The 26,660-nt window shown below is 59.8% G+C and carries 20 protein-coding genes; 10 read left to right on the forward strand and 10 right to left on the reverse strand.

The genetic code is table 11. The features are described 5' to 3' along the window. Window positions 1–34: 34 nt before the first annotated feature. The 4 genes from BBOU_RS02310 (at window position 35) to BBOU_RS02325 (ending at window position 3,466) form a co-directional block, all read left to right on the forward strand. Window positions 35–583 carry an FtsZ/tubulin family protein gene (locus tag BBOU_RS02310; protein WP_015450283.1) on the forward strand — a complete coding sequence of 183 codons (549 nt, stop codon included), beginning with the start codon at window positions 35–37 and terminating at the stop codon, window positions 581–583. 50 nt (window positions 584–633) lie between these two features. After that, window positions 634–1,842: a PDDEXK-like family protein gene (locus BBOU_RS02315; RefSeq protein ID WP_026502587.1), complete on the forward strand. Its 1,209-nt coding sequence runs from the start codon at window positions 634–636 to the stop codon at window positions 1,840–1,842. Between the two features lie 234 nt (window positions 1,843–2,076). Continuing rightward, window positions 2,077–2,502 carry a hypothetical protein gene (locus tag BBOU_RS02320; RefSeq protein WP_026502588.1) on the forward strand — a complete coding sequence of 142 codons (426 nt, stop codon included), beginning with the start codon at window positions 2,077–2,079 and terminating at the stop codon, window positions 2,500–2,502. A gap of 424 nt (window positions 2,503–2,926) precedes the next feature. Further along, window positions 2,927–3,466, forward strand: coding sequence for a peptidylprolyl isomerase (locus tag BBOU_RS02325; RefSeq protein WP_015450278.1), 540 nt, complete (start codon window positions 2,927–2,929; stop codon window positions 3,464–3,466). 452 nt (window positions 3,467–3,918) lie between these two features. Here the strand turns inward: BBOU_RS02325 and BBOU_RS02330 are convergent, their stop codons facing one another. The 3 genes from BBOU_RS02330 to BBOU_RS02340 all read right to left on the reverse strand — a co-directional run bounded on the left by BBOU_RS02330 (window position 3,919) and on the right by BBOU_RS02340 (window position 7,204). After that, complete coding sequence (locus BBOU_RS02330; RefSeq protein ID WP_051616669.1) at window positions 3,919–6,210, reverse strand: RelA/SpoT family protein; 2,292 nt, start codon at window positions 6,208–6,210, stop codon at window positions 3,919–3,921. A gap of 224 nt (window positions 6,211–6,434) precedes the next feature. Next, the gene (gene dut / locus BBOU_RS02335) at window positions 6,435–6,914 is read right to left on the reverse strand and encodes a dUTP diphosphatase (protein ID WP_026502590.1); all 480 of its coding nucleotides are present in this window, start codon (window positions 6,912–6,914) and stop codon (window positions 6,435–6,437) included. After that, complete coding sequence (locus BBOU_RS02340; RefSeq protein WP_026502591.1) at window positions 6,914–7,204, reverse strand: DUF4193 domain-containing protein; 291 nt, start codon at window positions 7,202–7,204, stop codon at window positions 6,914–6,916. The genes dut and BBOU_RS02340 overlap by 1 nt, the downstream gene beginning before the upstream one ends. A 160-nt stretch (window positions 7,205–7,364) precedes the next feature. Between BBOU_RS02340 and sepH the strand changes: the two genes are divergently transcribed. Then, window positions 7,365–8,477: a septation protein SepH gene (sepH, locus tag BBOU_RS02345; RefSeq protein ID WP_026502592.1), complete on the forward strand. Its 1,113-nt coding sequence runs from the start codon at window positions 7,365–7,367 to the stop codon at window positions 8,475–8,477. Window positions 8,478–8,526: 49 nt separating this feature from the next. On the opposite strand, the gene BBOU_RS02350 is transcribed toward sepH, so the two are convergent. After that, window positions 8,527–9,744, reverse strand: a complete 1,218-nt coding sequence (locus BBOU_RS02350; RefSeq protein ID WP_026502593.1) for an alkaline phosphatase family protein — start codon at window positions 9,742–9,744, stop codon at window positions 8,527–8,529. A gap of 87 nt (window positions 9,745–9,831) precedes the next feature. On the opposite strand from BBOU_RS02350, the gene BBOU_RS02355 reads away from it, so the two are divergent. Further along, window positions 9,832–12,504, forward strand: coding sequence for a DNA gyrase/topoisomerase IV subunit A (locus BBOU_RS02355; protein ID WP_026502594.1), 2,673 nt, complete (start codon window positions 9,832–9,834; stop codon window positions 12,502–12,504). A gap of 96 nt (window positions 12,505–12,600) precedes the next feature. Here the strand turns inward: BBOU_RS02355 and BBOU_RS02360 are convergent, their stop codons facing one another. From BBOU_RS02360 to BBOU_RS02370, 3 genes are all read right to left on the reverse strand, one after another. Continuing rightward, window positions 12,601–13,797 (reverse strand): MFS transporter, encoded by a 1,197-nt coding sequence (locus tag BBOU_RS02360; protein ID WP_026502595.1) that lies wholly within the window; start codon window positions 13,795–13,797, stop codon window positions 12,601–12,603. Between the two features lie 141 nt (window positions 13,798–13,938). After that, window positions 13,939–14,175 (reverse strand): helix-turn-helix domain-containing protein, encoded by a 237-nt coding sequence (locus tag BBOU_RS02365; RefSeq protein ID WP_026502596.1) that lies wholly within the window; start codon window positions 14,173–14,175, stop codon window positions 13,939–13,941. Beyond that, entirely contained in the window at window positions 14,176–14,799 is a 624-nt protein-coding gene (locus BBOU_RS02370) for a DUF2975 domain-containing protein (RefSeq protein ID WP_026502597.1), read from the reverse strand. Window positions 14,800–14,980: 181 nt separating this feature from the next. Between BBOU_RS02370 and BBOU_RS02375 the strand changes: the two genes are divergently transcribed. Both BBOU_RS02375 and BBOU_RS02380 read left to right on the forward strand, forming a co-directional pair. Then, window positions 14,981–16,579, forward strand: a complete 1,599-nt coding sequence (locus BBOU_RS02375; protein WP_051616649.1) for a DUF4153 domain-containing protein — start codon at window positions 14,981–14,983, stop codon at window positions 16,577–16,579. A 50-nt stretch (window positions 16,580–16,629) separates the two neighbouring features. After that, entirely contained in the window at window positions 16,630–17,790 is a 1,161-nt protein-coding gene (locus BBOU_RS02380) for a glycosyltransferase family 4 protein (RefSeq protein WP_026502598.1), read from the forward strand. A 137-nt stretch (window positions 17,791–17,927) separates the two neighbouring features. Here the strand turns inward: BBOU_RS02380 and BBOU_RS02385 are convergent, their stop codons facing one another. From BBOU_RS02385 to BBOU_RS08800, 3 genes are all read right to left on the reverse strand, one after another. Beyond that, window positions 17,928–20,348, reverse strand: coding sequence for a DNA gyrase/topoisomerase IV subunit B (locus BBOU_RS02385; protein ID WP_026502599.1), 2,421 nt, complete (start codon window positions 20,346–20,348; stop codon window positions 17,928–17,930). Between the two features lie 95 nt (window positions 20,349–20,443). Next, window positions 20,444–21,961, reverse strand: a complete 1,518-nt coding sequence (locus BBOU_RS02390) for an RNA polymerase sigma factor (RefSeq protein ID WP_026502600.1) — start codon at window positions 21,959–21,961, stop codon at window positions 20,444–20,446. A 125-nt stretch (window positions 21,962–22,086) separates the two neighbouring features. Beyond that, entirely contained in the window at window positions 22,087–22,914 is an 828-nt protein-coding gene (locus tag BBOU_RS08800) for a DUF4192 family protein (RefSeq protein WP_051616650.1), read from the reverse strand. Between the two features lie 228 nt (window positions 22,915–23,142). Here BBOU_RS08800 and BBOU_RS02400 point away from each other — a divergent pair, with 228 nt between their 5' ends. Both BBOU_RS02400 and BBOU_RS02405 read left to right on the forward strand, forming a co-directional pair. Then, window positions 23,143–24,219, forward strand: coding sequence for a polyprenyl synthetase family protein (locus tag BBOU_RS02400; protein WP_026502601.1), 1,077 nt, complete (start codon window positions 23,143–23,145; stop codon window positions 24,217–24,219). Window positions 24,220–24,321: 102 nt separating this feature from the next. After that, complete coding sequence (locus BBOU_RS02405; protein WP_026502602.1) at window positions 24,322–26,544, forward strand: protein kinase domain-containing protein; 2,223 nt, start codon at window positions 24,322–24,324, stop codon at window positions 26,542–26,544. The last annotated feature ends 116 nt before the right edge of the window (window positions 26,545–26,660 follow it).

Below are 26,660 nucleotides of genomic sequence, written 5' to 3' on the forward strand. Positions count from 1 at the left end.
ATACTGAAAATAGACAAAACAGAAAGGACCAGCAATGCTTACCTCTGACATCGATGTCGACCGCTCAATCGTCGCGTTTCGCAATGAGGATGGCAAGACGGAGCTGACCATTTTCACGACTCCTCTTTCTACCGTCGAGGCAACTCCGGCCGCCCATCTCATCCCGCCTCCCGGCACCAAGGCCGAAACCGCGCTGAAACAGACCGCGGAGATCATCACATCGCTTACCAACACAAACAGCTACATTCACATTGATTTCCCGGACGTCATTTCCATCTGCGCGTCCGCGGCCATACGCATCATACGGTTCAATGCCGGAGATGATCCGGGCAAGGCGTTTTCAGACCAGCTCGCAGCGCAAGGCATCGAGCCATCATGCTGCGACGGAGCGCTGATCAGCATTGAGGCTCCCGCCAATATTGGTCTGGCTGAAGTCACCTCATTGGTCACAATCGTGCGGGAAGCGATCCAAGACGATGCCTCTATCATCTGGGGTCTGTCACTGGACTCGCAACAAAAAGACACAGAAATCACCGTCATCCTCGCAAAGCCCGAAGGAGAGACGGCGGCGCACGAAAACTGAACCGTCAGATGAATTGTCCATTATTGTCTATTAGAAAAGGGGCTATATCAATGATCAATGAGATGAATGGAATAGACGAGTCGGGTACATGGCATGATGCCATAGCAGGATTCACGGAAGTGCCCGCTTCTTCCGCAGAGGCAACGCATCCGAACATCTTTCGTATAGCTGGTTTCCCCCGACGTGAGACGGTCAGCAGCAATGTCCTTGCCTATTTTTTCGACCCTGCTGAAAACCATGGCCTTAAGGATATGATGATCAAGGCTTTGCTGCGTACAATTCACAAGGAAGACATGGATGTCAGCGATGTCAGTGTGTCCACAGAAGTGTCTACAGACAAGAATAATCGCATAGACATTCTCTTGGACTTGCCGGAGCTCAGCATCGTCATCGAAAATAAAGTGGACTCCGGTCTCTATAACGATTTGGCTGACTATCATTGTTGGGCGAAGGAACATTCCGGTAATGAGGCTATTGTCGTGGTCCTTCACCCATTCCCATTCGACAACTTTGCTCTTGCAGATCATCCGTCCGCGCAAGGTCTTGTAGTTGAACATGATCTTTTCGACGTCCTTTACGATGATCTTTTCCGAAATGCGCTCGGAATGTTGGGAGAGTATTCACTTGACGCGAATCCTCGCGCCGTCGATCTTCTTCAACAATTTATTGATAATTATTCCCCGGAACGAAAGCAGAAGAAAATGGATAACACGTCCACCGATATCACACAATTCGTCTCTCAAGCCAATGGCATTGAGCAGCAACTTGTCAACGTTCGCAAATCATTCGAAAAGTACACGGAAGCAGTCCACAGCAAGCTGCATACAGTTCATGAGGACCTTATTTCACAGTGGACAGAGGAAAGTCCTGTAAATGGAAAGAGCGTAACACTTGCGGACAACTGGGAATGGCCAACGCCAAAACGACACAAGCCGTTCGACAACCTGTATTATGCCCAATCGTTTAAGCTGGAAAATCCGGGAAGCGGTGATATGGGCCGCGTCATCACTTGCGAGTTCTTCTTCAACATTGAATTTAATGACGGATATGTATCTTCCGATCCAGAATATGGGTCTTTCAATACAATTTGGTATAAAGCGTATTGGGGCGGACACGGCACGAAGCAAAAGCCCAAAGTTCGAATCACCAAGCCATATAATCAAATACTCGATGCAAAACTAGAGGATTCCAATGAGGACATCAAGAACGCCGTGGAGGCGGCAGTTGAGAGAACTCTAAAAACCTGTTGGAATATCTAGCATCAGAATCCAGCTCATTAAGGCACGGGAGGCGCGGCATCCTTGCGCTTGAGGATGCCGCGCCTCACGTTGATTGCACAGATACATTGGATACGCGAGGTAAGCGATTTGACATATCCCGGTCCGGCTCGGATTTCCACACGACGAGCATGACGGCATCAGAGAATTGTTGCTCTGTGATTCTGCCATCTTCTTTCCAAGATGGCAGAATCACAAGGTTGTAAGATATAAGGCATGACTGAAATTGTGACGATGAAACTTGGCCCCCGCAGGAAACTTGGCTGGGCCGAGGACCTGCCAGAGGGTGGCACTCGGCATCTGGTGGGATGGGATCCCAAGATGGAAGGCGACTTCGAGGAAATCTGGCGCTCCGGCAACAGCTGGTGGCGGCTCGAACCCGGCCGTGCGGTCCGCTGTGATCTAGGCATCATCCTGACCCCCGATAACGTGGTGGCGTGCGTCGCCAAGATCAACGGCATCATCAAGCGCGATGATATGCGCATGGGCTTTATCGGCAAGCCGATTCACGGCGAGTACGACAATTGGATCGGCAAAATCCTCGAACGCAACGACTCCAAGAACCCCATCGCCTACTTTGACGAGCGTGCCATCCTTCCCCCCAGCAAAGTCACTAAAGACACTGAAAAGCTTAATCGCTAATTTCCGTATTTTACCTCAGCGACATGTAAAACGGGCTGATGCTCACCCATATAGTAAGACTGTCTTACGTCGCACCAGCTCGGTCTTATATGCGCCGTCGACGGATTCGACCATGGCGTTGTCGTACGAGTCGCCGACCGTGCCGTCGAACCGCATCAGCGAAATCGAACGCGGAGCACGAAACCTGCCCGAACTCAAACAACGGGCCCAAACGCTTGACAATGTATAGGGGCATCAGCATACAGAGCAGGAGCCACTCATGGTTGTCGCTGCCGGTGCGCTGATCATAGTGAGCCAATTCGTATGACGTTCCACGTTGTAGCTCGGGCCCCGGCTATCGACCGCAGCCAGTCCACGGGCCCTCTGTGTCATTCCCCGCAATCAAACAGCAACACCCGTCCCCTCGCTATGAGACGATGGAGGTATGACCACAGTTATCATGCATACCACCGAGGGCGATATCACCCTCAATCTTTTCGACGACCAGACTCCGAACACCGTGGCGAACTTCCTCGGTCTCGCCACCGGCGAGCAGGCGTGGCGCGACCCCTTCACCGGCGAGGAGAAGCATGACCCGTTCTACGACGGGCTGACCTTCCACCGCATCATCAAGGATTTCATGATCCAGGGCGGCTGCCCGATCGGCAACGGCACCGGCGGCCCGGGCTACGAGTTCGATGATGAGATCGTTCCCAATCTGGTCTTCGACCGCCCGTATCTGCTGGCCATGGCGAACGCCGGTCTGCGTCGCGGCCGCGACGGCCAGCCGCACGGCACCAACGGTTCGCAGTTCTTCATCACCACGGTCCCGACGCCGTGGCTCAACGGGCATCACACCATTTTCGGCGAGGTCGCCGATGACGCGTCCAAGGCGGTCGTCGACAAGCTCGACGCCGTGGCAACGGACCGTTCGGACGCCCCGCTGGAGCCGGTCGGCATCACGTCGGTGGAAGTCGTGAAGTAAACCTAATCGTTCGCTCGCGTATCAACGCACACCAACGCGTGTGACGTGCAACCAGTGAAGCCCCCGCCACAATCGGCGGGGGCTTCACTGTCTTCATGTCTTGCCATGGTGTCATTCTGCACGGGCATGCCGTTCACACAGCATCTTCGTGTCATGCGCGGTGACGTCATCGGATGCATGCAGGCTTGAGTGTTCTTCGGGCTGCGCTGCGCCTGACACGGGGCATCGTTGTCATGAAGGTTCTCCCTCCCCTCATATGCATTGCACCGGCACCTCTGCACCGCAATCGTGCGGAGAGCACCCATGCATCCCTGATGAGGCTCACAGTACATCATCAGCGATGGAATGTGAGGAAAATCATAGGGCGCGTCGTTTCGGCGCGTCGTTCCAGTATGGCGTGTCTACACGCCAGAAACGCTGTAAGCGGCCGCATATGCCGTGCCGCCGCCGAATCACTCCTGCATGCGGCGCAGACGCGGTTCGGCGGAATCCTTCGCGCCGGTGATGCGGTAGACGTCGAAGACGCCGTCAATCTTGCGCACGGCTGCCAGCAGCGTGTTGAGGTGCTGTGGCTCAGCCATCTCGAAGGAGAACTGGCTGGTTGCCACGCGGTCGGACCCCGTAGAGATCGACCCGGAGATGATGTTGACCCCATGGTCAGACAGCACACGTGTCACGTCGGACAGCAGGTGCGGGCGGTCCAGCGCCTCGACCTGAATCTTGACCATGAACAGGCCCTTGGTGCTGGTCCATTCCACCGGAATCACACGCTCGGGCTGGTGCTTCTCCAAGTCAAGCATGTTCTGGCAGTCGGTGCGGTGCACGGAGACGCCCTGATTGCGTGTGATGAAGCCGATGATGTCGTCGCCGGGCACCGGCGTGCAGCAGCGTGCGAGCTTCACCCACACGTCGTCCACGCCCTTGACGGAGACGCCGATCGAATTCGAATGCTTCTTGCTACGTTCCACCTGACGCAGCGGCAGCACCTCCTGCTCGACCTCCTCGTTGACTTCGGCGGGGCCGGCGTCCTTGACGAGACGGGCGATCACGTTCTGCGTGGAGACCTGGCCGTTGCCGATCGCCGCATACACGGCGTCGGGGTTCGGGAAGTTGAGCTCTTCGGCCACACCGATCAGCGCCTCCGGAGTCAGCAACGTGGCAATCGGCAGGTTGCGCTTGCGCATCGCGCGCGTCAGCTCGTCCTTGCCTTCCTCAATCGCCTCGGTGCGGCGTTCCTTGCTGAACCATTGGCGGATCTTGTTGCGTGCCTTTGGGCTTTTCACGAAGCTCAGCCAGTCGCGTGACGGGCCGGCGGTATCAGACTTCGAGGTGAGCACTTCGACCGTGTCGCCGCTTTCAAGTTTCGTGTCAAGCGGAACAAGCCTGCCGTTGACGCGGGCACCCATGGTGCGGTGGCCAACCTCGGTGTGCACGGCATACGCGAAATCAACCGGCGTGGCATCCGCCGGCAGGGAGACGATCTTGCCTTTCGGAGTGAACACGTAGACTTCGGCAGCACCCAGATCTTCCTTGAGCGAGCCGAGGAACTCATCGGAATCCGGCGTCTCGCTGGTCCAGTCGGCCAGCTGCTGGATCCATTTGAGGTTGTCCGCCTCGTCAAGCTCCTTGCCCCCCTCGCGTTTGCGGTCGTCCTTGTCCGGATCGCTCAGCGCGCGGCCCGCCTGGCCGTTCGCCTTGTACTTCCAGTGCGCGGCGATGCCGAATTCCGCCCGCCGGTGCATGTCCCACGTGCGGATCTGAATTTCGACCGGCTTGCCGCCGGGGCCGACCACCGTGGTGTGCAGGCTCTGGTACATGTTGAGTTTCGGCATGGCGATGTAGTCCTTGAACCGACCGGGAACCGGATTCCACCGCGCATGCACGGCACCGAGCGCCGCATAGCAGTCCTGGATGGTGTCGACGATGATGCGCACGCCGACCAAATCGTAGATATTCGAGAAATCGTGCCCGCGCACGATCATCTTCTGGTAGATGGAGAAATAATCCTTCGGGCGTCCTGTGACGGTCGCCTTGATGTTCAAGTCATCGAGATCCTCATTGATTTCGGCGATGATCTGCTTGAGGTAGACATCACGCTGGCCGGCGCGTCTGGCCACAAGCACGACGATCTCGTTGTAGATCTTCGGGTAGAGCACCTTGAAGCTCAGCTCTTCAAGCTCGGTTTTGATGGCGTTCATGCCCAGCCTATTGGCGAGTGGCGCGTAGACGTCCAGCGTTTCACGCGCCTTGCGTTGCGCGTTCGCCGGCTTGACGTAGCGCCACGTCCGGGCGTTATGCACGCGGTCGGCGAGCTTGACGACGAGTACACGCACGTCACGGCTCATGGCGACCACCATCTTGCGGATGGTCTCCGCCTGGGCGGAATCGCCGTACTCCATCTTCGAAAGTTTGGTGACACCGTCCACGAGCCCGGTGACGGTATCTCCGAATTCGGCTCGACATTGGGCGAGCGTGTAATCGGTGTCCTCGACCGTGTCGTGGAGCAGCCCGGCGGCCACCACGACCGGCCCCATGCCCAAGTCCGCGAGAATCTGCGCGACGGACAGCGGGTGGATGATGTACGGTTCGCCGGATTTGCGCCGCTGCGTGCAATGCTGGACGACCGCACGACGATACGCACGCTCGAGGATGCTCATGTCCTCGTCCGGATGGTGGGACTGGCACATGCGCAGAATAGGCTGAAGCGGGTCAAGCGGATCTTCGCTGATCTCACAGCCGAGCATATGCGCGGACTGGAACTCCTCGTCCTGCTCGCAGTGGCCGTCCTGCTGTGATGCGACCTGCGTCCGATCGATACCACTGTGCACTGGGGACGTTTCCTGCGACTTGGCAGCCTTGCCCTCATGCGATGCCTGGATATCCATCACTCCACCTCCCTTGACGCGCGTAGGCCGTGTCCGACGCCTTATGCCCGTTGTATCACGGATAGTACCACCATCGCTCGCATTCAGACGCGAGACACCCCTGTCGAGCCGAATCCACGTTCCGCGCGATCCGATCCCGGCAACACTTCAGCCGGCACGAATGTCGCTTCGACATACCGTTGGATAACCAGTTGCGCGATGCGGTCTCCCGCATGGAATACCACGGTATGCTCCGGGTCGAGGTTGATCAGCGGCACTTTGATTTCGCCGCGATACCCGGCGTCGATTGTCCCCGGGGCGTTGAGCACGGTGACACCTTGCTTGACCGCGAGACCGGAACGTGGATGCACCAAACCGACATACCCTGCCGGCAGGGCGATGGCGATGCCGGTGGGCACCAACACCCGTTCGAACGGACGAAGCGTGACATCCTCAGCGGCAGTCAAATCGGCACCAGCGTCACCGGCATGGGCGTATCGCAAGGTCTGCTGGTACGGTTCACGCAGGTACTTGACCAGTACCTCAGTGCTTTCCGGCTCGACGTATCCTTCGTCGACCGCCATCAGGCCGCGCACTCCTTGCACACCGGCTCGCCGTCTGCCGTCGTGTACGCCAACTGGCTACGGTGCTTGACCAAGAAGCATTCGGAGCAGATGAACTCGTCACCCTGCATCGGGATAACGGTCACCGAAGCATCCTCATTGCTCAGATCGGCACCGGGAAGCTCGTAATCTTCGGCGATGGCGTTCTCGTCATCGTCTTCGTTCGTGGTGTTCTGGGTGCTCTTGCCGAGCTCCTGGAGCGACTCCTCATCCTCGTCTTTGCTGCGTGGGGAATCATAGTCCTGGGCCATCGCATCCTCCTCATGAGTAGTGTGTTACGCGCCATAGAATACATGACCTGTACCCCGCATAGGATACACGTTTCTCAAACATCGTAAAATACGACACAGTGAATGCGGACGTCGGGGTACTGTAGAAGATGTTCCCAACGACGAGGAAAGTGGTGCATACATGCCTGAGAATCCTATACAGGAAGCCAAGTTCGACCATGTCGGACACGATGGCGAACTGGTATTCGCCGTACGGGGCATGCTGTTCAGCGTAGCCGTGGACGACACGCTGGAACACGCCATCCTTGAAGCGAAACAGGTCAAAAGCGAGCAGGTGCGGCAGGTCCAGCCCGTCCCGACGCCGGGATTGCCAATCTCGCAGATTCAGGCGCTCATCCGCGCCGGCGCAGAACCCGAACAGGTAGCGCAACGGTATGGGCTGAGCGAAACCTTGGTGCGACGGTTCTCCAGTGGGGTTGAAACCGAGAAACAATACGCGATCGAACAGTTCTTCATGCTGCCCGCACCCAAGGATTCGCGCGTACACACCATGTCAGAGCTCATCGAACGCACGCTCGCCGCCGCCGGAATCGGTATGGAATCCGTATCATGGAAGGCGACACGCCGGGGGCTTGAACCTTGGAAGATCACGGCGCGTTTTGAATCAGCAGGCCGCCACGTCACCGCGTCGTGGTCATGGAATATGCGCGATAACGCGGTCGCATGCCTGGACGCCACGGCGAAGAAGCTTATCGGTGAGAATCGCGCGGATGACACGAAAGAAGACGGCCCGAACTTCCCGATTTCCTTGAATATTCCAGGCGATTCCGTCAGGTCGGCGCGGATTGAACGCGCGGTTTCCGCATGGCGTGAGCCACAGGAGACCGATACGGCTTCGGATGCGCCGCAGCGGGGCGACCGCGGGTCCGCACCTTCCACACCCATCCAGCCGGCGACTGCCGGACAGCCGCGGCACATGTCCGGCGACACCAGCCCGGCGATACCGGTTTCGCCTTCAGCCCGTCCCGCGGCAGCGGCGAGCGGCAAGCAGGCCGAAGAACAGCCCACAGCCGGAAAGAATGCGACACGCCAGCAGACTCCTCCTCTGCCCACCAAGCCGGAACACACCGTCGCTCCCGCCGACACGCCGACAGCATCGCATGCGGACCTGTCCGCCGATACCGAACATCCTCAGGACTCCTCATCGGACGATCATTCCCAGCACGCGTCCAAGCGTGCCCACGGGCGCGGACGCAAAATGCCGAGCTGGGATGAGATCCTGTTCGGTGACTGATCGCGGATGCCAACGGCGCATAGCTCCGTATCAGGCGTCGTAAGCGGATTCAGGCCATATCCATGATGAGCGGGATATCCATCTCCGCCATGCTCAATGACCCGTGCACGCTTGGCAGGCGTGTCGCCTTGTCGTTTTGCGTCCGCGAATCCACGATGGTCACGCGCTGCGCGGCATGAACGATGACATCCCCCAACATCGGAATGACGCGGTCGTCGATCTGGCCGAACATTCCGGCGTTGGCGGCTTGCGCACGGGTACGCACTTGGGCGAGGTCGCCGAGCGCTTCCTGCCAGCGTTGGGCGACTTGTTCGGGATCGGTGTCGTCATCGGTGTACAGCATCGGCGCCCGAGGCTCTCCCCCGACCATGTGCACGCCTTGGGCAAGCTCGGGATGTCCGGCGACATCGATTCGCTGGTCCGGATCCGTTTGAATCATGCCATGGTCCGCCGTGATCACAATCAGCGTGCCACGCGGCGCACGCCGGCGAATCATATGCAGTTGGGCGTCAACGCCTTCGAACGCGCCGACCCAACGGTCGGAATCCCAACCGTAGGCGTGGCCGACTTTATCGGTATCCCGGATATACAGATAGGTCAATCCCGGCTCTCGCGCCGCTTCACAAGCCAGCCGTATGCGGCCGGTCGGGCTGAGATTGCCGTGATAATCGCTGCCGCGCAATGCTGCACGAGTCAACGGTGAATTCGCGAATTTCGGCAGGCCCACGCTTGTGACGCGCACGCCGCGTCCGGTCAGAGTATCGAACACGGTAGGCATGCGTTGCACATCCTCGGGTTCGGGTGCGTCGCGGAACTGGATGAGCTGGCAGAGCTGCCCGGTATGTGGATTGCGTTGCGTGTACCCGGTCATGCCGGTCAATCCCGGGCATGTGCCGGTGCCGAACGTCGCCATGGCGGCGACCGTGGTCGAAGGTGTGCACGTACTGATCGGACGCTGGTTCACGCTGTCGGAAAGCAGCGAACGCAAGTATGGTGCGTGTCCGATACGCGAAACGATATTCCAGTAGCCCAAGCCGTCTACGAGGACGACGATGACGCTTGAGGCTGTGGGCATGCCCAACGCTTCGCGTACTGCGGCAGGATTGGCATGGATGCGGGTGCTGACGGGGCTGCCGATGGCGTCGGATATTGCAGGGAGCACCGAAGACAGGTGAAGCGCCCCGCCCCGGCTGGCCATCCCGTCACCGTAGGTTGCAGGGGTGGTGAGTCGTAACAATGCTTCATGGTCTGGAACGTCGATACTCATACGCCCCATTGAAGCACCGCTGCGCGAAAACGGCACGCTGGGTGGGCTTGACGGTAGAATAGACCGGTTATCTGTGAAGGAGAGCACATGGCATCACACCGCAAGCCGGCACGCCCATCGTATGATCCGCGGTCGGTCAAGGAGAACATCGTCGAAACGCCGTTGAAGGACGAGATGAGCAAGTCCTTCCTTGAATACGCCTATTCGGTGATTTACGCGCGTGCGCTGCCTGATGCCCGTGACGGGTTGAAGCCCGTGCAGCGGCGCATCATCTACCAAATGGGGCAGATGAATCTTACGCCGGATCGGCCGTATATGAAATCCGCCCGCGTGGTCGGTGAGGTGATGGGTAAGCTTCACCCGCACGGTGATTCGGCGATCTATGAGGCGATGGTGCGTTTGGCTCAGCCGTTCGCCATGCGGTTGCCGTTGGTTGACGGTCACGGTAATTTCGGTTCGCTTGATGATGGCCCTGCCGCCTCGCGTTACACCGAGGCGAGGCTGGCGCCGGCCGCGCTTGGCATGAATGCGGATATCAACGAGGACACGGTTGATTTCACGCCGAACTATGACAATAAGCTCAAAGAGCCGTCCGTGTTGCCGTCCGCCATTCCGAATCTGCTGGTCAACGGTGCTTCGGGTATCGCCGTGGGTATGGCGACGAATATGGCGACCCATAATCTGGGTGAGGTTGTGCAGGCGGCGAAGTATCTCATGCGGCATCCTGACGCCACGCTTGAAGAACTGATGCGCTATGTGCCCGGCCCTGACTGGCCTGGCGGGGGTATCATCATCGGTCGTGATGGTATCCGGCAGGCGTATGAGACCGGACGTGGCGCGTTTATCACCCGTGCGGCCACGCATATCGAAAACGTCACGGCACGCAAGAAAGCGATTGTCGTGACCGAGCTTCCGTTCATGGTCGGCCCGGAACGCGTGTTAGAACGGATCAGTGACGGTGTGAAAAATCGCCGGCTTGAAGGCATTTCCAGTGCGATTGATTTGACGGATCGGCATAACGGCACACGGCTGGTTATTGAAATCAAAACAGGTTTCGACCCCAATGCCGTACTCGCCCAACTGTTCAAGCACACGCCGCTTGAAGACAGTTTCACCATGAATAACGTCGCGCTGGTTGACGGTCGCCCGCACACCATGGGGCTCAAAGAGATGCTTGAGGTGTGGATCGCGCACCGGCGTACTGTGATCCGCAGGCGTAGCGAATTCCGTCGCAAGAAAGCGTTGGAGCGTCTTCACTTGGTTGATGGTCTGTTACTCGCGCTGGTGGATATCGATGAGGTCATCCAGGTCATCCGCACGTCCGATGACGCGGACAAGGCGAAAAACCGGTTGATGACGGTGTTTGATCTTGATGAGATTCAGGCCCAGTACATTCTTGACCTGCGGTTGCGCCGCCTGACGAAAATGAGTCGCATTGAGCTTGAGGCTGAACGCGATGAGCTTAAACGCACCATTGAGGGATTGGAGCGCATTCTCGGCTCTGATGATGAGCTTGACCGTGTGGTTGTCAGCGAGATGGATCAGGCGGTGACGAAATGGGGAACGCCGAGGCGTACGGTGCTGCTTGATCTCAATCCGGATGGGTCGCTGGCGCCGGTGACGGCGCAAGGACAGGAAGCGGTGCCGGACACTGCGGTGGAAGCCATGCATGCAGCTTCACGCGTATCTGCAGCGGCTGAGGATGTTGCCGCTGCTGCGGCCGCCCGAAAGGCAGGCAATGAGGAGGATGCCGCCGCCGCATTGCAGTTGGAGGACACGCCGTGCGCTGTGATGATGAGCGCGTCCGGTCTGGTCGCCAGAACCACGGCGGATGCGGTGGACGTGTGGAAATCCCATGCTTCCAATGGCACGAAGAACAGTGCAGAACGCGCCACCGATGACCAGATTGTCACGGTGTTCCCCACCACGACTCGGGCACGCTACGGGCTGATTACGTCAGCCGGCCGTCTGGTCTTGGCCGACGTGGCGGAACTGCCTGCATTGTCGGCGCAGGATACGCTGTCGGTTGCCGGTGGCGTGCGTGCTGAGGAACTGTTGCATATGACCGAAAGCACGGATCCGGTCATCGGCGAGCGCGTGGTGACTGCCGTGGCGATGAGTGACGATCAGCCTCCGCTGGCCATTGGCACGCTTCATGGTGTGGTCAAACGGTGGAATCGTGAATCCCCCACCACGATGGACTCGTGGCAGGTCATTGATCTCAAGGATGGTGACAGCGTGGTGTTCGCCGCGCCGGCGGCTGATGAGGATCGTCTGGTGTTCATATCATCCGACGCCTCGTTACTCACGTACGAAGCGGGCAATGTCAGGCCGCAAGGGCGTACCGCGGGCGGTATGGCGGGCATCAGGCTGGCCGAAGGCTGCCATGTGGTCGCGTTCAACGCGATTGAGGCCGGCAAGATCGCCTGGACCTATGAGGAAGGCGACAATGGCCTGTTCTCCGCGTCCGGAGCAGTGGTGCTGACGGTTGCCGGCGATGCCGAAGCGCTGCCCGGAACCGATAACGGGGCGGCGAAGGTCACACCGCTGGAAATGTACCCGACCAAGGGCCGCGGCACAGGCGGCGTGAGATCGCAACGCTTCCTCAAGGGACAGAACGCGCTGCTGTTCGCCTGGGTGGGCATGTACCCACTGCATGCAAGCACAGAGCACGGCACCCCGGTGGAGTTGCCGAAGCCGGATATGCGTCGCGACGGTTCGGGCGTCGAACTCGCCGCACCGATTGCCTTCGCCGGCTGAGCTGAACCCTATTTTCTGCTTCCGCCGACGCTCACACCCCACTCAGCGTCGGCAGAAGCAGAGGGAGTCAAGCTTCGCCGTTCATACCCACGCGGTTCAGGCATCTGCACGCTGATGCCGAAGCACCTCATGCATAGCGGTCATCACAGCGAGCAGGACCAGCAGATACCACGGGTAGATGGCAATGGATGTGTGTTGCGCAATCAAGCCGAACAACGGCGGCATAACCATGGAACCCATGTATGCGCAGGCCATCTGCACGCCGACAATGGCCTGTGACAGATCAGCTCCAAAATACGCCGGCGTCGAATGGATAACACACGGATAGATCGGCGCGCAGCCGACGCCGGCGAGCACCAAGCCACAGCATGCCGGGACCGTTCCGGGCAACGGAAGTACCATCAGCACCAGCCCAATCAACAGGATCGCCTGTCCCATGCGAATCATCGTAGGGTCGTCGAACCGCATGGTCAGGAATCCACTGATGCCACGGCCGGCAGTAATCCCGAGGTAGAACAGACTCGCCCAGCTCGCGGCGAGGACCTTGTCGACCCCGTGATACATCACCAGATAGCTGCTCGCCCACAACCCGGCGGTCTGCTCGATGGCGCAATAGCAGAAGAACATGAGAAGAATCGCCTTCGCGCCACGGATTCGCAGGACCCCGCGGACGCCAAGCGGCTTTCGCGCTGCGACGGCGCCGGCATCATCCATAGCGGAAGACGTGTTGTCCCTCATGTTGTTCTGCCTGTTCTTCCACAACGGCAGGCTGAGCACGATAATTGCGGTCAGCACAATCTGGACAATGGCGATATACCGGTACCCCCAATGCCAGCCTTGACCGCGGGATAGCGCGAAGCCCATGATATACGGGCCGGCGGTAGCGCCGAGCCCCCACATGCAGTGCAGCCAGCTCATATGCCGACTCGCGTAGTGCAGGGCGACATAGTTGTTCAAGGCGGCGTCCACTCCCCCAGCCCCGAGACCATACGGTATGCCGATTGCGAGCAGGATCCAGTAGTTCGGCGCGAATGAGAATCCGAGCAGCGCCGCGGCGGTCAGTCCGACACTGGTCGCCGTCACCACGCCCGGGCCGAATCGAAGCGTCAAGCGATCCGACAGGAGCGCGGAGACGATGGTGCCTGCGGAAATCACCATCGATATGCCGCCCGCCCATGACATCGGTACCCCGAACTGTTGGTTCATGGACGGCCACGCAGCTCCAAGCAGAGAATCAGGCAGGCCGAGGCTGATGAAAGCGAGGTAGATTACAGGAAGCAACAGATTGAACACGCCGGTCTTCTCCTCTCATGGTCGGTCCGTGCCGGTTGATGTTTGCCTGCGCCGGGAGGCTCCCTCGGCGTCGGCAGAACGTTACCACCCTGTCTCCACCGACGCCCACACCCTGCTCAGTGTCGGCAGAAGCAGAGGGAGTCAGGCTTCGGCCGCGACATTATCCCCGTCATCATCGCGGACCCATTGCAGCACATCGCCCGGCTGGCAGTCGAGCGTGCGGCAGATGCCTTCGAGCGTGGAGAAACGGATTGCCTTGGCCCGGCCGTTCTTGAGCACAGAGACATTCGCCGGCGTGATGCCCACCTCTTTGGCGAATTCCCCTACCGACATACCCCGCTGGGCGAGCAGGACATCGAGATTGACCTGGATCGCCATTCAAATCACCGCCTGAAGTTCGTCACGCTGCGCCGTGGCCGAGACCAGCAGGGCGCGCAGGACGATGATGAGCAGCAGCATTGCGAACAGTCCCAAGGCAACGAGCAGCGCACCCAACGGCACGGCAAGCGGTTTGAGATGCGCGATGAACGCGGTATGCACAAACAAGGCGAGCGCGATGATTGCGGCGATGCTGACGCAGGCGATGATGATATCAACCCAGATCAAAGAATCATGTGTGAATACGATGCCGCGGCCCGACAGCGACGCCAGTTTCCATACGGCGACCAGACCGATTTCGAAACATGCGAGCGCTGCGATCACCGCCAGCAGGTAGCCGGTCGCATATGGCGCGTATTGCGGGGCGTCCCGGGCGCTGCGCCGTGCGACAAGCGGCAGGGCCCATACCTGCGCGGCAACGGACATGGCGATGAATACGACCAGCGCGACTTTGAGTACCACAATCACGACCGGGCTGATGCCGCTGTCTGAATCCGCGGCTTGTTGCACTGCGGATGGATTGTCGCCCAGATCGCCCAACGCAGCCGGTTCGTTGTGTCTGCTGCGCACAGACGGCTTCTTCCCATTGTGCTGCCGCGGATGCTGCGGCTGTTCGATTGCCATGGATGCCTTCCTTCCTCACACGGCGGTTGCCGCGTCGGCATGTCCAGCATAGCAGTATCGATAAACGAGAGAAACATATCGTTTCTCGATGTGTAATATCTGTGATAAATCGATTATCGATAGACATGTATCGACATTCGATACTTACGATGGGGACATCCAAGGTCGAGAAGGAGCAACCATGACATCGCCGACACCATCGCAGCATCAGGGCGAACCAGTACATCAGACCCAACAAACACAGACCCAACAAACACGGGCGCAGCAGGCAAAGCAGACACAGGCGCAACAAATGCCTCGACCCGTGCAACAGCAGCATCCCATGCCACTGACACACCCCTATCCGCACGGGGCTGCCGGCACACCGTACACCACCCCACCCACAGCACCCTTCGCGCCCAGACGCGACCCTCTCGCCGCCCCCGACGGCTCGACACCGGCCGACCACAGGCTCCTCGCCATCACCAGCGCTGCGATTATTCTGCCGATTCTGTGCGACCGTCTCGTGTTCGCATGGTCGGACGCCAACACGTATACGCCATGGTTCGACGGATTCTGGCTCGCTGTCATTGCCACCGTCACCGTCCTGTTCTTCCGCACCGCGCATCGCAGCCTCATGTGGTGTTTCACCACCATCGCCACGACGATGCTGTGCGCCTATGCGATTGCAATGCATGCGGCCGGCAAAATCGACGACAGCTGGGTGACCACCACCTTCCTCGCCGTTCCCTGCCTGACGATGATGTCCCTGCAATTGTCGGATGGCAGGTTCGACTCCCACCACCCATGGCTGACCGTCAAACGCTGGCTGCTCGGATGGATTTCTCCCTTCACCAAACTCAATGCGGTCGGCTCGACGCTCAGTCACGCCCGACACGCTATACACGCATTCTCATCGAAGAATGACGACAATACAACCCCATCGGATAGCGACAGTACACGCAGCGAGTCGCATGCTGGACAAATGACCACAGCCCGCCGCATCCTGCTTATCATCGTGGTCGCCGTCCCCCTGCTCGTTGCGCTCACAGCGCTTCTGGCTTCCAGCGATCTGGTGTTCAATTACGCGCTGCGCCGCATGATCGGATCGATTGACATTTCTGAATTCGTGCGCCACGTGCTCATCATCGTGTTCCTGTTCCCCTTCTGCCTGTCCATCCTCGCGCAGACCGAAGTCACCAACCGGCTGCGCATGCACGCGTGCACGCCGACGACCGCATCCGCCGCCCAGCCCAGCCAAGACAAACACGCCTTCGACACGACAGTGGCCGCCGTTGTCCTCGCACTGGTACTCGTCCTGTACGCAATGTTCTGCGCTATCCAGTTCGCTTTCCTATTCAGCGGCCGGCAACTGCCCGACGGCTACACCTACTCCCAGTACGCCCGGGAAGGATTCTTCCAGCTGCTCGCCGTCGTATGCGTGAACCTCGCCGGCTACGCGCTGATCCTGTGCCGGGTACGCCACACCGCTCCCCTGACCGGTATGCTCATCGTGCTGATCGGCGAAACCGGGGTCATGCTCGCCTCGGCTCTGTGGCGTCTGCACTTGTACATTGGCGCGTATGGGCTCACCTGGCTGCGTTTGGAATCCATGACCTTCATGTGGATGCTCATCGCCGTGCTCATCCTGTGCCTCGTACGCCTGTTCGTGCCTCGTCTGCCACTGGCGACCATCGGTTTCATTCTCGTGGTCGTATGGTATGTGGCACTGGTGCTGTCGAATCCGAACAACATCATCGACGCCTACAATCAGGCGCGTCAGATCACCGACGCGATATGAGTGCCAGCCGCTGAGCGCGGTCCAGCCGGAACGGCACTAGACTGGAGACCATGTCTTACCGCATCGCATTCGTATTCGATGACACGCTCGACGTGCTCGACGGCGTGCAGCAGCATATCGTGACCCTGGGCAAGGAACTCGCCCGCCGCGGCCATGACGTGCATTACCTGGTCGGGCAGACCGAACACTCCCCCGTGCCCAATACGCGCGTCATGTCACGGAACGTGATGGTGAGCGCGAACGGGAACCGCATGCGCATCCCCCTGCCGGCAAGCCGCCGGCTCATCGCACGCACGCTTGCGGAAGGCGATTTCGACATCTTGCACGTCCAAGCCCCCTACAGCCCGTTCATGGCAGGGCGTGTCCTCGAGGCGGCGTCACCGGATACCGGTGTCGTGGCGACCTACCATATCGCGGTCAGCGACCCGTTGTCGGCGGTCGGCGGCATGGCCCTGGGCGCGATCAACGCGCACACCCACCGACGTATCGACGAGGTCATCGCCGTCTCCGATGTCGCGGCACGCTACGCTGCCATCACTGCGCATACGCGTGCACGCGTCATCGCCAATCCGGTGGATGTGCGCATGATGCGCGATCGGGCGGCCGCCGCCGACAACGGCACCTTGGACAGCGACACCATGGCGCCGCATATCGTGTTCCTCGGCCGCTTCGTCAAACGCAAGGGCGCGGATATCCTGCTCGACGCAATCGAATACGGCGAGCAGCACCGGCTCTTCCCCTCCGGCACCCATGTCACGATGGCCGGCAAAGGCCCACTGCTTGACGCATGCCGACATCGTGCAGCCGGATTCGACACTCCGATCACGTTCACCGGGTTCATTGAGGAATCCGCGAAACCCGCGCTGCTGCGTAGCGCCGACGTCGCCGTCTTCCCCGCGACCGGAGGCGAATCCTTCGGCATTGTCCTGCTTGAGGCGATCGCCTCCGGAGCGACAGTGACCCTCGCCGGGGACAATCCCGGATACCATTCCACCCTGCTGGGCGATACCGACGCGCTGTTCCCCGTGCACGGACGCGATGCCGCGCGGATACTGGCAGAACGCATCGCCCGCGCCATCAACGACACGGCATGGGCCAAACAGGTCCATGCGCGTGAAGCACTGCTCCTCGACCGGTACGATGTACGAACCATCGCCGATCAGGTCGAGCAGGTGTATATGCAGGCGATCGCCAAGCGTCGGAAAGCATAGCGCACTCCCCCAAGGATTCGAAGCCGCACTGCAGCAGGATAGCGGGATGCCCGCAATCCCAGCCCGATGCGGCCTCAACCCTGATACCTGTGTGATACCGGCCGCCTTCACAAGCCGGTGTGCACCGGGGCATCGAATCAGGTGTCGATCTTGCTGCGGTCAAAATCGTCCGCATTCTCAACGATGAACCGGCGCCGCGGCGGCACCTCCCCGCCCATGAGCAAATCGAAAATCCCGGCGGCGTTCGCCGCATCCTCCATGCGGATACGGCGAAGCATGCGCGAGCGCGGATCCATAGTCGTGTCCGCCAGCTGGTCGGCGTCCATCTCACCCAAGCCCTTGTACCGCTGGATATCGGGATTGTAGTCGATATGACGGCGCTCAAGATCGGCAAGCTTGCCGGAGAGCTCATCATCCGAATACGTGTAGATGTATTCGCCTTTATGTTTGCCAGCAAGCGCGATACGATGCAACGGCGGAACGGCCGCATACACGTGTCCGGCTTCGACCAGTGGCCGCATATACCGGTAAAACAGGGTAAGCAGCAGGATACGGATGTGTGCGCCATCAACATCAGCATCGGTCATCATGATGATTTTGTTGTATCTGGCTTGGCTCAGGTCGAAGCTCGCGCCGGAGCCGGCACCAACCACTTGGATAATCGAAGCGCATTCCTTGTTGGACAGCATTTGTGACAGGCTGGCCTTCTGAACGTTGAGGATCTTGCCTCGGATCGGCAGCAGGGCCTGGAAGCTGGAGTTTCTGGCGGCTTTCGCGGTGCCGAGTGCGGAATCACCCTCGACGATGAACAGTTCGGCGATATCATCATTGCCGGGCTGACAGTCGGAGAGTTTCGCCGGCATGGAAGCGGCTTCGAGCGCGTTCTTGCGCCGGGTGACCTCTTTGGTCTTGCGCGCCTGGATGCGCGCGTGCATCTCACCGACGATTTTCTCAAGCACACGACCGGATTGTTCCTTATATCCGCGTTTGGAACCGGTGATCATCTCGCCGAACTGCTGCTCGGTCATCTTCGAGACGATCGGGCGCACCGGGGCCGTGCCGAGCACGTCCTTGGTCTGCCCTTGGAACTGGGGTTCGGCGATGCGCACGGTGACGACCGCGACCAGTCCGGCGAGGATGTCATCGCGTTCGACGCGGGTTTTTGCATCCTTGAGGTTGACTTTCAGCTTGCGCGCATTGTCTTCGACGCTCTTGCGGATCTGCTTGGTGATGCCTTGGAGGAAGCCGTCGACATGCATGCCGCCGCCGGGTGTCTCGACGACGTTGACGAAGCTGCGTAAGGTGGTGTCATACCCGTTGACCCAGCGCAGGGCGATATCGACTTTGCAGGTGCGTTCGATGTTCTGCGCGTGCAATTCGCCTTTGCTGTCAACCGCCTGGGTTTCCTCGGTGTACGTGTCTTCGCCGGTGATGCGCCAGATATCGCAGACCGGTTCGCCTTGGGACAGGAAGTCGACGAAATCCTTGACGCCGCCGGTGTGGAGGAATTCCTCGACCCTGCGGTGGGGTCGTGCGGCTGATGCGATGGCGGATTGGGCTGTCGCCTGCGCCTGTGGATCGTTGGTATCATGGTCGGTTGCTTCGGCGTCCATGTCGGCGTCGGTATCCGCACCTGCGTCCGCGTCTGTGGGGTTGGCTTCCGTCGTCTCAGCGGCAGCGGAAGTGCCAGCAGCGTCGTCGGCAACGTCATCAGACATGACATTCTGCCCGGTCGGCAACTGTCCGCCTGCGGCCTCAACGTCCGGAGCATCGCTGGCATCTGAAGCGGCGGCGCCCGCCGGCGTATCGACTTCCAGCATCGCATCGACGGAGGCATCGCCGGTTTCGGGGATGTTCTCGTCGATGACGGTGATTTTCAGTCCGGGGACAAGGAAGGTGGTCTGACGGACCCGATCAATGAGCTGTTCGTAGCTGAAGCGCGCGGTGTCGTTGAAAATCTCCGGGTCTGCCCAGTAGCGAATCCGCGTGCCCGTGGTCTTCGGCGAGACTTTGCCGATGACTTCAAGCTCAGTCGCACGGTTCTTGCGCGTACGTTTGAACGGGGAGTCAGGCGACGGGTTCGACGGATCAGCGTCCTGGTAGACACCGGGATGTCCTTGGTGGAACGCCATGTGGTAGGTTTTGCCGTTGCGATCGACCTCGACATCGAGTCGAGAGCTTAACGCGTTGACAACGGACGATCCCACGCCATGCAAACCGCCAGCCGCATTGTAGGAAGCATTGCCGAATTTTGCGCCGGCATGAAGCTTGGTGAGGACGACTTCGACACCGGTCAAACCGGTTTTCGGCTCGACGTCAACCGGGATGCCTCGACCATTGTCGTCGACCTCGATTGAACCATCGGTATGCAAAATCACCTTGATGTCATCGCATGCCCCGGCGAGCGCCTCATCGACGGAATTGTCGATGATCTCCCACAGACAGTGCATCAAGCCCTGGCTGTCGGTCGTCCCGATGTACATGCCAGGCCGCTTGCGTACCGCATCAAGTCCTTCGAGTACGGTCAGGCTGTCGGCGCTGTAGTTTTCCTTTGCCATAATCCCCATTCGTTGTCTTGCGTTTCGTTTCCCGCCGTCGCCCGCCTGTACGCGGACCCGCCTGCGATGAGGCGCAGTCCGCGCACAGGGTTGCGTCACTCGTCGAGGAAGTCACGCAGAGTCTGTGAACGCGAGGGGTGACGCAGCTTCGACATGGTCTTGGATTCGATCTGGCGGATCCGTTCGCGGGTCACACCGTATACGCGGCCGATATCATCCAGCGTCTTGGGCTGGCCGTCCTCAAGGCCGTACCGCATCTTGATGACGCCTGCCTCACGCGGAGACAGCGTTTCCAGCACCTGCTTGAACTGCTCCTGCAGCAGCGAGAACGCAACGGCGTCGGACGGTGCGATGGCGTCGGTGTCCTCGATAAGATCGCCGAATTCGGAATCGCCGTCCTCACCGAGCGGGGTGTGCAGGGAAATCGGCTCGCGGCCGTACTTCTGCACTTCCTGCACTTTCTCGACCGGCATGTCAAGTTCACGCGCCAGCTCGTCGGGCGTGGGTTCGCGGCCCAGATCCTGCAGCATCTGCCGCTGGACACGGGCGAGCTTGTTGATCACTTCGACCATATGGACGGGCACGCGGATCGTGCGGGCCTGATCGGCCATGGCGCGCGTAATCGCCTGACGGATCCACCACGTGGCGTAGGTGGAGAACTTGAAGCCTTTCTTCCAGTCGAACTTTTCGACCGCGCGAATCAGGCCGAGGTTGCCTTCCTGGATAAGATCGAGGAACAGCATGCCGCGGCCGGTGTAACGCTTGGCCAGCGACACGACCAGACGGAGGTTTGCCTCGAGCAGGTGGTCCTTGGCCTTCTTGCCGTCAGCCGCCGCCCACTTGAGCTCACGCTTGCGCTTGAAGCTCATGGTGTCGCCCTCGGTGTCCAGCAGGTGCTGGGCGTACAGGCCGGCTTCGATGCGCTCGGACAAGTCGACTTCCTGCTCGGCGTTCAGCAGACTGACGCGACCGATCTGCTTGAGATAATCCTTGACCGGGTCCGCGGTCGCGCCTGCGGCGATGACACGGCGCTTGGGGTTGCCTGAAGGGGTGAGGTTGTCGTCGTCGTCATCGTCGCGCATGACGAATGCACCCTTGGCTTTGGGCGGGACTTCAGGCTCATGGCGTTGACGCTTATCGTCCTCGTCTTCGTCCCCCTCGTCGACGTCTTCGTCATCATCCGACTCGTCGCCGTCGAGGTCATCATCAAGGTCGTCTGGTTCGTCCCCCTCATCGAGGTCATCGAAATTCTCGATGTCTTCGTCATTGATGTCCTCGTCGTCGAGCTGATCATCATCATGCTCGAGCGTCGTATCCGGTTCAGCTTGTTTCGCCGTATGCTTGCGTGGAGTCTTCGTCGCTGTCGCGCTGCGCGAAGCGCTGGTTTTACGGCTTTTGGTGGTTGTCGCGCCGGTGGCTGTCGACTCGCCGGCCGCAGACTTGGTCCGAGTGGTCTTCTTGGGGGCGGCAGCTTTGCCTGCCGTCTTCGATCGCCTACTGGTTGTTTTCGCCGCCGTACTGCGGGTGGATGTGGTCTTCTCGGTCTGATCAGCGTCCTTCTTGCTTGCCGTCGTTTCCTTGGCCAAACTTATCCTCCTGCGTGATCCCGCCATGCCACGCCTATCACAAGGGCGCAGTTATGGCAAGGGCAAATCGTCAACTATAGGAGTTAACCATTCCGCGTGGACGATTATTCCCGCCGAACCCGCCAAGACCACATCGTCACCTGCCGTGGTCCTTACAGTGAACACCATTCGGGTTTTGCGCCGCTGCGTAACGCGTCGATGACAATGCTGGCAAGCGTGCAGTCAGGGTCGAGACGCAACGCGATTTGCGCGATGATATCCGTTCGGGGATCATCCGCCCACCACAGTATGTACGCGAGTATCGCCACAATCTGGACACGATACGACGACGGCACCAGGTCGACCATCCGGTTGAGCATCGCGGCGGATGCGCGGAACCTGCCGATGTGAGGCACCGCGCGTGGCGAGTCGAAGGCCTCGCTGAGCAGCTCCGCCATCGTCGATGCATGGGCGGGAAGGGATGGTTCGGCTGCGAACCGTATCAGCGTGGCATAATCCAGGGGTTCGATGCCGACCGTAGAGACAATCAACGCATCGCGGATGGCGACATTCTGCCGCATCCCCACGGCGAGTCTGAGCAGCAGCTGATCGTCGGCGGGCTGATGCGACCCGCCTGCGCATTGGTTGCGATGCCACATCTCCATCGCCTCCCTCACCCACAGCCACGTGCCCATAACGACACCCTCATCGTGACGCAGCCTGCGGTATCGCTCATTTTGGAACTCCACCCACGCCACCGGCATGATTCCCGGCGACTTCCATGCCCGCCAATCGCCCTCGGGTTCAGGCAGATCCTGCCATGAACGCAGCGGCAGCGGTTGGAGGTTCGAGTAGCGGTAGCGGGCATACCATCGCGTGGAATCCATACCCGGCAACGGTTCACGCTCCTCGCACCATTCCCAGTCCCAATCGCGCAGCATCGCGGCGGTGAGTATTTCAGCGGCTTGTTTCTTCTGGTCTGCTTGAGTGGTATCGCTCATTATTCCCCCGTTCCCCGGCATCGGCCGGGCATTGCGTACAGACACCCGGTGTGTCCGTCCTGCCCCTAGCATGCCGTCGCACGCCATTCGCCGTCCATGCGTTCGGATGAATGTGGTCAGAAGATGCCAGGACTGTCTGCGCAACTGTGGGCTTGCTCTTTGCCCGCCGGTGGTGGTTCGCAACGATGTGGACTGGAATGTCTCAGTACTATGGATACCCTCATAGGCATGAGTACGCCGTCAGATTTGGAACGTGTCGAATCACGAATCATCGAGTTGGTCCGCAACCACCTCAGTGTGCCGGCCACGGACATCGCCGAGTCATGCCGACCGGTCTTGCATGAGGTGGTTGAACAGGCGGTCACGTCCAGCGAAGGCGGCAAACGGCTGCGTGCTCGACTGGCCATCGCCGCGTTCGACGCCATCCGCCCGCATGCCGGACCCGAAACACGCGACGCCATGGTTGATTTGGCGTGTGCGATTGAAGTGTTCCAGACCGCCGCTCTCGTACACGATGACATCATCGACGAATCCGATTTGCGCCGCGGCAAGCCGAGCGCTCACCGCGCACTGGCTGAAGCGACCCACAGTACAGCCATCGGCCGGGGTCTGGGACTGATGCTCGGCGACATTCTGGCGACCATGAGCATCGCCATCGCCGAACATGCCGCATCATGCCTGCATCATCCCCATGCGCTCGATTCGGCGTTCCTGCACATGCAACGCGACGTCAGCGTCGGTCAGGTTCTCGATCTGGCTGTCGAGCTCAACCCGTTGGACAACCCCACGCAGCTCGCCGACGCATCCTTGAACGTGTTCCGTTGGAAAACCGCGAGTTATACGACAATGGCTCCTTTGCAACTCGGTTTGACAGCCGCGGGCATCGCCCCGGATCGCGCGGCCGAGCTTGCGGAACGCATCGGGCGTCCCGTAGGCGTGGCATTCCAGCTTGCCGACGATCTGCTGGACGTGATCGGATACACCAAGGCGACCGGCAAACCGGTCGGCGGTGATATCAAGGAAGGCAAGCGTTCCGTGCTGCTCGCCGACGCGCTCACCCTATCCGACGCCCCCGCACGCGACGAGCTCATCGCCATGTATGAGGCTCCGCAACGCGATGCGCAGGATGTACGTCGCGGCATCGAAATCTTCACCGGATGCGGCGCTGTGGACCGTTCACGCGAACGCATCAGCGCCCTATGGAATGAAGCCCGGACAGCGATTGCATCATCGGGACTTGACCACGACGCCCAGCAGACCCTGATCAGGGCTTGCCGCATGTTTATCCCGGATTCCTGCCTGTAATCGCGGCTGACACGGTGTCGGAAACCGGATGCCAGCATCGCGATACGGTAGCGCCCGGCATGTAAACTGGTGCCATCAACACGAGTAGAGGGCCTGCGAAACATGACTGAAACCGCGAACCTTGGGCGGATCATCGATGACCGGTACCGTATCGTACGCAAAATCGCGGATGGCGGCATGGCGACGGTATACGAGGCGGTTGACATACGACTGGACCGCAACGTCGCCGTCAAAGTGATGCACACCCAGCTGGCGCAGGGCCCTCATCGAGAGCAATTCATCGAACGCTTCCATCGTGAAGCCAGATCGGCTGCGGCAATCGCCAATCCGCATATCGTGCAAGTGTACGACACCGGCGAAGTCGACGGGCGCAACTATCTGGTCATGGAATACGTGCACGGCATCAACCTGCGCTACGAAATGAACCAGCAAGGCACGTTCACGGTACGCGAAACCTTGCGTGTCGTCGCCGAAACGCTTGACGGGCTTGCTGCGGCACATCGCGCCGGCGTCGTGCATCGTGATATCAAACCCGAAAATATCCTGCTCAACGATCGCGGCCATGTGCAGATCACCGATTTCGGTTTGGCCAAAGCCGCATCCCAGGCGACGCTGTCAACAACAGGCATGCTGTTGGGCACCGCGGCGTATTTGGCGCCGGAGATGATTGAACACAATCTCGCCACCCCACAAGGTGACTTGTATTCCGTGGGCATCATGGCGTGGGAGATGCTCGCCGGAGAACCGCCGTTCCAATCGGACAATCCCGTGACCATGGTGTTCAAGCATGTGCATGAGGATGTTCCGCCCATCGCGTCACGTTGCCCGGGAATCGACCCTGAAGTGTCACGGTTCATCTCGTTGTTGACCATGCGGTCGGTTGAGGCGCGACCGCAAAACGCCATGGAAGCACAACAGGTGCTTCGCGGTATCGTCGCCAACCTGCCGATGAGCGCATGGCAGTACCGGCTCGACCCCAATGAGCATGATGCGACGGACTCCGGTGCCATGTCCACGTCCGGACTGGTCGCCCAGCCTGCCGCATCATCCCGGTCTGCAACGATGGCCGACCCCAATGGCGGCCAGCGGCATGACGACTCCGACAACAATCATGCAGAGCTTTCACCGGCACCTGCTCCAACAACAGCGGATCGCCCGTCGTCATCCACCGCACCGACACAACCCGGCGTGAACGCTACAAGCGTCCTCAAACCGCAAACGGGACAGCAGACTCAACCGCGTAGTGTCAGCAGCCAGGACGCGTTCACCCAAGCGATCAGCACCGCCGCCGATACCGCCGCAACGGCATCGCCCGCGGCCGGGCACGCACGGGACGGCAAACGTCCCCGCAGCAAAACGCCGATCATCATCGCCGTCGTGCTGACATTGGTGCTGGCGGCAAGCGGTGGAGGCTCCGCATGGTGGTACTACTTGGGGCCGGGCAGCTACTGGACCATGCCCAAGCCGACGGATTTGTCCTGTGACAACGGCAAGGCATGCACCATCAAAGATGTCTCCTGGAACTCGTTCCGCAGCACGCTGAACGTAGCGGGAATCCCCTTCTCAGTCGCCCAAGAGTACAGTGACACCGTTGCCGAAGGCAATATCATCTCCACGACACCCGCTCTGGTCGGATCCCGCATCAGCAAACGGAATGCGGGCAATGTCACCGTCACCGTATCCAAAGGCGTACAACAGTCGACCATACCCGCGGACATTATGGACGCGTCCACCGAAAACGGCAAAGATCCGCTCACCGCGTTGGACAAGGCCGGATTCACGAACGTCTCGCACAACAGCAACAACGATGATTATTCACTGACCGTCCCCAAGGACGCATTGCTGAGCATCTCCCCCGATCCGGGAACGACCATGAACCATAACGACGAGGTCAGCGTCACGCTGTCCTTGGGGCCGATGCCGGTGAATATGCCGGATATTGTCGGCAAAACCAAGGACGAGGCGCAGGCGTTGTTCGACAGTCTCAAACTCCAAGCCACCTATACCGAGGAATACAGTGATACGGTCGCCCGTGGCAGCATCATTTCCGCTTCCCAAAGTGTCGGCACGCAGCTGCATTGGGGGGACTCCGTCAGCGTGGTGGTGTCCAAGGGTCCACAAACTGTGACGTTGCCTGATGTGACCGGTAAAAGCACCAGTGAGGCGACCGCCATGCTCAAAGCACTGGGTCTGGAGGTGAAAGTCAGCGCGCCGCTGGGCGATCTGACACATACGGTGCGCTTGCAATCGCCTTCGGCGGGCCAGCAAGTGCGGGTCCGTGACGAGCAAGGCAACAAGACCGTCATCACCCTGACTGTGGTGTGAGGATTCGCTCACACTGCGACCGGTTTGACAGTCAATATCGGCTGTTACGCCGTTGTGATGCCCGTTGTGTGAGGATTCACTCACACCCCGTGGATGACGGCCGGCCTGGACAATAT

The sequence above is a fragment of the Bifidobacterium boum genome, assembly GCF_000741535.1.
Classification (GTDB): domain Bacteria; phylum Actinomycetota; class Actinomycetes; order Actinomycetales; family Bifidobacteriaceae; genus Bifidobacterium; species Bifidobacterium boum.

What these genes read in the sequence shown, in the direction of transcription:
- BBOU_RS02310 (WP_015450283.1), top strand. Translation starts at nt 35, where the DNA reads ATGCTTACCTCTGACATCGATGTCGACCGCTCAATCGTCGCGTTTCGC.
- BBOU_RS02315 (WP_026502587.1), top strand. Translation starts at nt 634, where the DNA reads ATGATCAATGAGATGAATGGAATAGACGAGTCGGGTACATGGCATGAT.
- BBOU_RS02320 (WP_026502588.1), top strand. Translation starts at nt 2,077, where the DNA reads ATGACTGAAATTGTGACGATGAAACTTGGCCCCCGCAGGAAACTTGGC.
- BBOU_RS02325 (WP_015450278.1), top strand. Translation starts at nt 2,927, where the DNA reads ATGACCACAGTTATCATGCATACCACCGAGGGCGATATCACCCTCAAT.
- BBOU_RS02330 (WP_051616669.1), bottom strand. Translation starts at nt 6,210, where the DNA reads ATGCTCGGCTGTGAGATCAGCGAAGATCCGCTTGACCCGCTTCAGCCT.
- dut (WP_026502590.1), bottom strand. Translation starts at nt 6,914, where the DNA reads ATGGCGGTCGACGAAGGATACGTCGAGCCGGAAAGCACTGAGGTACTG.
- BBOU_RS02340 (WP_026502591.1), bottom strand. Translation starts at nt 7,204, where the DNA reads ATGGCCCAGGACTATGATTCCCCACGCAGCAAAGACGAGGATGAGGAG.
- sepH (WP_026502592.1), top strand. Translation starts at nt 7,365, where the DNA reads ATGCCTGAGAATCCTATACAGGAAGCCAAGTTCGACCATGTCGGACAC.
- BBOU_RS02350 (WP_026502593.1), bottom strand. Translation starts at nt 9,744, where the DNA reads ATGAGTATCGACGTTCCAGACCATGAAGCATTGTTACGACTCACCACC.
- BBOU_RS02355 (WP_026502594.1), top strand. Translation starts at nt 9,832, where the DNA reads ATGGCATCACACCGCAAGCCGGCACGCCCATCGTATGATCCGCGGTCG.
- BBOU_RS02365 (WP_026502596.1), bottom strand. Translation starts at nt 14,175, where the DNA reads ATGGCGATCCAGGTCAATCTCGATGTCCTGCTCGCCCAGCGGGGTATG.
- BBOU_RS02370 (WP_026502597.1), bottom strand. Translation starts at nt 14,799, where the DNA reads ATGGCAATCGAACAGCCGCAGCATCCGCGGCAGCACAATGGGAAGAAG.
- BBOU_RS02375 (WP_051616649.1), top strand. Translation starts at nt 14,981, where the DNA reads ATGACATCGCCGACACCATCGCAGCATCAGGGCGAACCAGTACATCAG.
- BBOU_RS02380 (WP_026502598.1), top strand. Translation starts at nt 16,630, where the DNA reads ATGTCTTACCGCATCGCATTCGTATTCGATGACACGCTCGACGTGCTC.
- BBOU_RS02385 (WP_026502599.1), bottom strand. Translation starts at nt 20,348, where the DNA reads ATGGCAAAGGAAAACTACAGCGCCGACAGCCTGACCGTACTCGAAGGA.
- BBOU_RS02390 (WP_026502600.1), bottom strand. Translation starts at nt 21,961, where the DNA reads ATGGCGGGATCACGCAGGAGGATAAGTTTGGCCAAGGAAACGACGGCA.
- BBOU_RS08800 (WP_051616650.1), bottom strand. Translation starts at nt 22,914, where the DNA reads ATGAGCGATACCACTCAAGCAGACCAGAAGAAACAAGCCGCTGAAATA.
- BBOU_RS02400 (WP_026502601.1), top strand. Translation starts at nt 23,143, where the DNA reads ATGAGTACGCCGTCAGATTTGGAACGTGTCGAATCACGAATCATCGAG.
- BBOU_RS02405 (WP_026502602.1), top strand. Translation starts at nt 24,322, where the DNA reads ATGACTGAAACCGCGAACCTTGGGCGGATCATCGATGACCGGTACCGT.